Raw genomic sequence first — 5,307 nt, 5'->3', positions numbered from 1 at the left:
GAGATCGGCCACTTCATATATCACCGCGCCAAACTGGAGGCGTGTGATGGGACCAGTGATACTCTAGCTTTTCGGATCGACGGCGCCTTCTACCCGAACGCGCAAATTGGACCGCGCGAAGAGTGGCAGGCTAATACCTTCGCTTCAAACATGCTGATACCAAGCCACGTACTGAAGGCGGCTCAGTCTCTCGGTATCACTGATGATGCTGAATTGGCTCGTCGCTTCAACGTTTCGCGCGCTGCGATGCGCATCAAGTTGGGCCTCCCTCGCCTCGACATCTGAGGCGCTGGATCTTCCTGGCCTTCTGCTTACGCGACTTTGGTTTCGTCAGTCCGCCGATAGGTGAGGCGCCTCCCTTCGATCCCGCGCAGGGCTTCGTTGGTGCGGATCTCGTCATCGACGCCGAGGCCCGAGCGGTTCGAGTAGCGGAAATCGAACTCGGCGAGGTAGCGCGCCAGATGGGCGGCGCTGACGTGGTGATAGGTGCCGATGACGCCGCGCTTCAGGATCGAGAAGTAGTTCTCGACGGTGTTGGAGTGGTGGAAGCCCATGCGGACGTACTCGCCCGCGGCATGGTCCACCGCCGAGTGCGCAGCGAACTCTGCGCCGGTCTTGGTGTAGAGCACCGCGCCGTCTGTCATCAGGTGGCTGGCGCGATCGACGGTCTGAACGATCAGCGGGCGCAGGGTCTTCGCGGTCACGTTGGCGACGTGGAAGGCCTTGCATCCCGTGAACGCATGCGGAACATTGGCGTCCGCATGGAGATCGCCGTCACCGTCGTTGCGGCCTCGCGGCCGGAGACCACCCTTCAGGTGACGCGCGGCGCCGCGCGCCTGCTGACCGCGCTCGGCTATGCGCCGCTGGCCGAGGTCACCTTGCCGAACGGCCGGCGCGCCGATCTCATGGCGCTGGGGCCCAAGGGGCAGATCTTCATCGTCGAGGTGAAGTCCAGCGTCGAGGACTTCCGCACCGATCAGAAGTGGTGGGAATACCGTCCCTATTGCGACGCCTTCGCCTTCGCCGTGGCGCCGGAATTCCCGCGCGACATCCTGCCGGAGGAGCCGGGGCTGATCGTCGCCGACGGCTTCGGCGGGGCGGTGCTGCGCGAGGCGCAGGTCGAGCAGCTGGCCGGGGCGCGGCGCAAGTCGCTGACGCTGGCCTTCGCCCGGCTGGCGGCCATGCGCGCCGCCGGCGTCCAGGCGACGGCGCTGGAGTAGCGATGAAAGGCGGCGACCTCGCGGACCTGTGTTATGGAGCGTCCCGCGGGGCGTCGTTCGGCTTCGCGCTGCGGCGAGAAGGGAGCCCGCCATGATCCATCACATGTCGATCGCCGCGAAGAATCCGCAGCACGTGGCCGGCGTCATCGCCGAGTTCTGGCGCGGCCAGGCCATGCCCTTCCCGCCGGTGGCCGAGGGCTCGTGGGTCGCGGCGGCCTGCGACGAGCGCAACACCCTGATCGAGGTCTATCCCTTGGGCGCAGAGCTGCACCCCGCCGACGGCGACGCCGACCCGGTGGCGGTGATGAACCCGCAGGCGTCGGGTTTCACCGCCAGCCATGCGGCGATCGCCTCGCCGCTGGAGCAGGCGGAGGTCTTCGCCATCGCCGCGCGCGAGGGCTGGACGGCGAAGTACCGCAAGCGCGGCGGCCAGTTCGGCGTCATCGAGCTCTGGATCGAGAACACCACCATGATCGAGGTGCTGACGCCGGAGATGCAGCGCGAGTACCTCGCGCTCACGCCGCGCGTGGCCGTGAGCCGGCCGACGGCTTAGGCGTGACCGCACAGAACCTTTAAGCTCCGATCATCCCCGCGAAAGCGGGGAAGACCGGGAAGGGTGTGGCGACGGCTTCCGACCTAAACCCTGCTCCTCTCCAGCGCCGCGGCCAGCATCGTCACCAGGTCCTCCGGGTAGATCTTCTCCTCGGCGGCGGCGATCGCCGCCGGCGTCCACCAGCGGTGCTCGGTCATCACCTCGCGCTCCAGCTCGGTCCAGCCGTGGTCGGCGAGGATGAAGGGGTCGACGCGGAGCAGGAAGAAGCGTTCGTCGGCCTGCACGCCGTCGCCTTCCGGGGCGATCATGACGTATTCGCGCCGGGCGACCTGCGGTCCTGGATCGTCGATCACGAGGCCTGTCTCCTCGGCGAGTTCGCGCCTGGCGCCGTCCTCGAAGCTCTCGCCGGGCTCCAGCGCCCCGCCGGGCGTCGCCCAGAACACCCGCCCGGCCAGCGGGCCCTTCGTGAAGGCGAAGCGGAACAGCAGGATCCGGCCGTCGGGGTCGACGACCAGCAGGCGTGCGGAGGGGCGCGGTCGCAGGCGCGTGGACATGGACCCGGCGATCAGCGCGGCGCGCGCTTGGCCAGGATCCGCTGCAGGGTGCGGCGGTGCATGTTCAGCCGCCGGGCCGTCTCCGAGACGTTGTGGTTGCACAGCTCGTAGACCCGCTGGATGTGCTCCCAGCGCACGCGGTCGGCGCTCATCGGGTTCTCCGGCGGCGGCGGGGCGGTGTCGGCCTTGGCCAGCAGCGCGCGGGCGACGTCGTCGGCGTCGGCCGGCTTGGACAGGTAGTCGACCGCCCCGGCCTTCACCGCCTGCACGGCGGTGGCGATGTTGCCGTAGCCGGTCAGCATGATGATCTTGGCGTCGGGCCGGGCCTCGCGCACCGCCTCGACGACCTTCAGGCCGTTGCCGTCCTCAAGCCGCATGTCCAGCACCGCGAACGCCGGCGCGTGGACCTTCACCGCGCTGAGCGCCTCCGAGACGCTGCCGACCAGGGTCGGTTCGAATCCGCGTTGCTCCAGCGCCCGGCCCAGCCGCGTGCGCAGGGGCGCATCGTCGTCCAGCACCAGCAGCGTCTTGTCAGGCAAGGCGGCAACGTCAGCCGAGAGGTCGGTCATTCAGAAACGCCCCGTCAGGGCCTCCCTAGTCCAGCGCCCGCGTCATCCTGTCGCAGGTTGGCGCTGTTCTGCAAGCCTGCTCAGATCTAAGAAACTTCAATCTTCGGTCGCGGCCAGCGCGCCGATACGACTGCCCCGCGTGGCCTCCCGTTCTGAAACGTCACGACCGCACCGGTTCGTTCCAGCAAGGTCTTGGAGATGAAGAAACCGAGGCCCATTCCGATGTGGCCGGTGCGGGAGCCCTCGGCCCCCGGCCGGGTGGTTACATAGGGCTCGCCGAGCTTGGCCAGGATCTCCGGGGCGAAGCCCGGGCCGTCGTCACGCACCTCCATCGACACCGTATCGGCGTCGAACCGCGCCGTCACCAGCACCTCGGAGGCGGCGAAGTCGACGGCGTTCTCGACGAAGGAGGTGAAGGCGTGGGTGATCTCCGCCATCCGCCGGATGTCCGGGGCCGAAACGCCCGGCGCGCCGGTGACGATCGCCTCGACCCGGACGTCCGGGGTCGAGGCGTGCGGCTCGATCACCTCGTGCACCAGCTGGCGCAGCGTCAGCCGTTCGTGGACCTCGTCGGAGGCGGCGTCGGGCTGGTCGGTCAGCCGGCGCAGGATCTCCCGGCAGCGCTCGGCCTGGGCCATCAGGAGCTCGGCGTCCTCGCGCACCTGCGGCGTAGGCGCCTCGCGGATCATCTCCTTGGCGACGATCGAGATGGTGGCCAGCGGCGTGCCGAGCTCGTGGGCGGCGGCGGCCGCCAGGCCTCCGAGCGCCGAAAGCCGCTGCTCGCGGGCCAGCACCGCCTGGGTGACGTCGAGCGCCAGCGCCATCTGCGCGGCCTCCTCCGCCGCCTGCCGCACATAGCCCGGGATCAGGGCGATGCCGGCCATGACGGCGATCGCCGCCCCGATCCGATAGCTGCCGCCGGCCAATTGCGCCGTCCCGGGCAGCGGCATGGCGAAGAAGGCGAGGGCGACGGCGATCGCGCCGGCGAGGAACCCCAGGATCAGCACCGGCCGCGCCGGCAGGGTGGCGGCGGCCAGCGTCACCGGGGCGATGAGCAGCAGGACGAAGGGGTTGGCCGTGCCGCCGGTCAGGAAGATCAGCACGCCGACCTGAACGATGTCGAGCGCCAGCTGGCCCGTACCCTCCCAGTCGGTGAACACCCGCTGCCCGGGCGAGGCGACCGCGGTCAGGAGGTTCAGCCAGGCCGCCGCCCCGATCACCGCGAAGCACAGCGGATAGGGGGCGTGGAAGCCCAGGCCCAGCCCCACCACCAACAGCAGCAGCACCTCGCCGGCGATCACCAGCCAGCGCAGGCTGACCAGGGTGCGCACCCGCAGGTGGCTGCGCAGGATCGAGACCTCGTTGAGCACCACGCCGGCCGGCAGCTGGCCGGCTTGCGCCGGACCCGGGCCCGGCTTATCGAGCACACCGGGCTTCACCGCCGCCTGCACGCGCGCGTTCGCCATCTCAGCGGCGCACCCCAGGGCGACCCTGGCGGCCCGCCGCCAGCGCCGGCTGCGGCGGACATTGCTCCGAGGAACCGATCATGAGCCGCCGTCTGCTGGTCATTCTCGCACTCCTGGCGATAGCTTTCGCCGTCCTGACCGCCGTCGCCGTCCGGCAGGGCGTCCTCGTCCCCCGCCAACAAACCGCCGCCGTGGGCGGCCCGTTCCAGCTGGTGGACCAGGCTGGGCGAAGCGTCGACCAGAGCGTGCTCAAGGGCAAGTGGAGCGCGGTGTTCTTCGGCTTCACCAACTGTCCGGACGCCTGCCCGACGACCATGTTCTCCCTCGGCCAGGCCGAGAAGCTGCTGGGGCCGAAGGCGGACGAGTTCCAGACGGTGTTCATCTCGGTCGACCCGGCGCGCGACACGCCCCGGCAGCTGGCGTCCTTCCTGGCGACCGACGCCTTTCCGAAGCATGTGCTCGGCCTCACCGGCACGCCGGACCAGGTCGACGGCGTGGCCAAGGCCTACCGCGTCTATTTCCAGAAGGCCGGGACCGGCGCCGCCTACAGCGTGGACCACTCGACGGTCACCTATCTGATGAACCCGAAGGGCCGGTTCGCCTGCGCCATCGGCTACAGCGAGACGCCCCAGGCGATCGCCGCCAAGATCCAGGGCGCCATGGCCAAGGGCGACGGCGCCGAGAGCTGCTGACCGGATTGCCGCAGCGCACCTAATGTCCCCGCGACGACGGGGCGCAGGCCGTCGTTGTTCATTAGTCAATTGAATTGTTTCAGAGTGTGCGGCGCGCTGCTGAGTGACGGCGGGGCCGGGACGAACGCCTGGACCCATTCCGGTCTTTTCGTGTTATGTTGCGGCGCACAAGGGTCGTCGCATGCTCTACTCGTTGTACGAAGCCGGATTCTATGCTGCAGCGCCGCTGCGCGCCGCCGCCCTGATTGCGCGC

At 69.3% G+C, this 5,307-nt stretch carries 8 protein-coding genes; 4 read left to right on the top strand and 4 right to left on the bottom strand.

Annotated elements, in window-relative coordinates; all coding sequences use genetic code 11:
* The coding region (locus tag VJS38_RS06130) for an ImmA/IrrE family metallo-endopeptidase (protein ID WP_324087271.1) at positions 1-285 on the top strand (285 nt) is incomplete at its 5' end.
* Between the two features lie 26 nt (positions 286-311).
* On the opposite strand, the gene VJS38_RS06125 is transcribed toward VJS38_RS06130, so the two are convergent.
* Positions 312-815 (bottom strand): IS1595 family transposase, encoded by a 504-nt coding sequence (locus VJS38_RS06125; RefSeq protein WP_414692413.1) that lies wholly within the window; start codon positions 813-815, stop codon positions 312-314.
* On the opposite strand from VJS38_RS06125, the gene mmcB reads away from it, so the two are divergent.
* Positions 762-1,220, top strand: coding sequence for a DNA repair putative endonuclease MmcB (mmcB, locus tag VJS38_RS06120; protein ID WP_324087270.1), 459 nt, complete (start codon positions 762-764; stop codon positions 1,218-1,220). The two genes, VJS38_RS06125 and mmcB, sit on opposite strands and share 54 nt — an antisense overlap.
* A 91-nt stretch (positions 1,221-1,311) precedes the next feature.
* Complete coding sequence (locus VJS38_RS06115) at positions 1,312-1,773, top strand: hypothetical protein (RefSeq protein WP_324087269.1); 462 nt, start codon at positions 1,312-1,314, stop codon at positions 1,771-1,773.
* Positions 1,774-1,856: 83 nt separating this feature from the next.
* Here the strand turns inward: VJS38_RS06115 and VJS38_RS06110 are convergent, their stop codons facing one another.
* From VJS38_RS06110 to VJS38_RS06100, 3 genes are all read right to left on the bottom strand, one after another.
* Positions 1,857-2,327, bottom strand: a complete 471-nt coding sequence (locus tag VJS38_RS06110; protein WP_324087268.1) for an NUDIX hydrolase — start codon at positions 2,325-2,327, stop codon at positions 1,857-1,859.
* Between the two features lie 11 nt (positions 2,328-2,338).
* Positions 2,339-2,896, bottom strand: coding sequence for an ActR/PrrA/RegA family redox response regulator transcription factor (locus VJS38_RS06105; protein ID WP_324087267.1), 558 nt, complete (start codon positions 2,894-2,896; stop codon positions 2,339-2,341).
* Positions 2,897-2,982: 86 nt separating this feature from the next.
* Positions 2,983-4,362 carry an ActS/PrrB/RegB family redox-sensitive histidine kinase gene (locus VJS38_RS06100; protein ID WP_324087266.1) on the bottom strand — a complete coding sequence of 460 codons (1,380 nt, stop codon included), beginning with the start codon at positions 4,360-4,362 and terminating at the stop codon, positions 2,983-2,985.
* Positions 4,363-4,442: 80 nt separating this feature from the next.
* On the opposite strand from VJS38_RS06100, the gene VJS38_RS06095 reads away from it, so the two are divergent.
* The gene (locus tag VJS38_RS06095; RefSeq protein WP_324087265.1) at positions 4,443-5,054 is read left to right on the top strand and encodes an SCO family protein; all 612 of its coding nucleotides are present in this window, start codon (positions 4,443-4,445) and stop codon (positions 5,052-5,054) included.
* The last annotated feature ends 253 nt before the right edge of the window (positions 5,055-5,307 follow it).

It is taken from the genome of Phenylobacterium sp. (assembly GCF_035276905.1).
In the GTDB taxonomy this organism is placed as follows: Bacteria; Pseudomonadota; Alphaproteobacteria; order Caulobacterales; family Caulobacteraceae; genus Phenylobacterium.
This window is presented reverse-complemented; position numbering and strand designations above follow the sequence as displayed.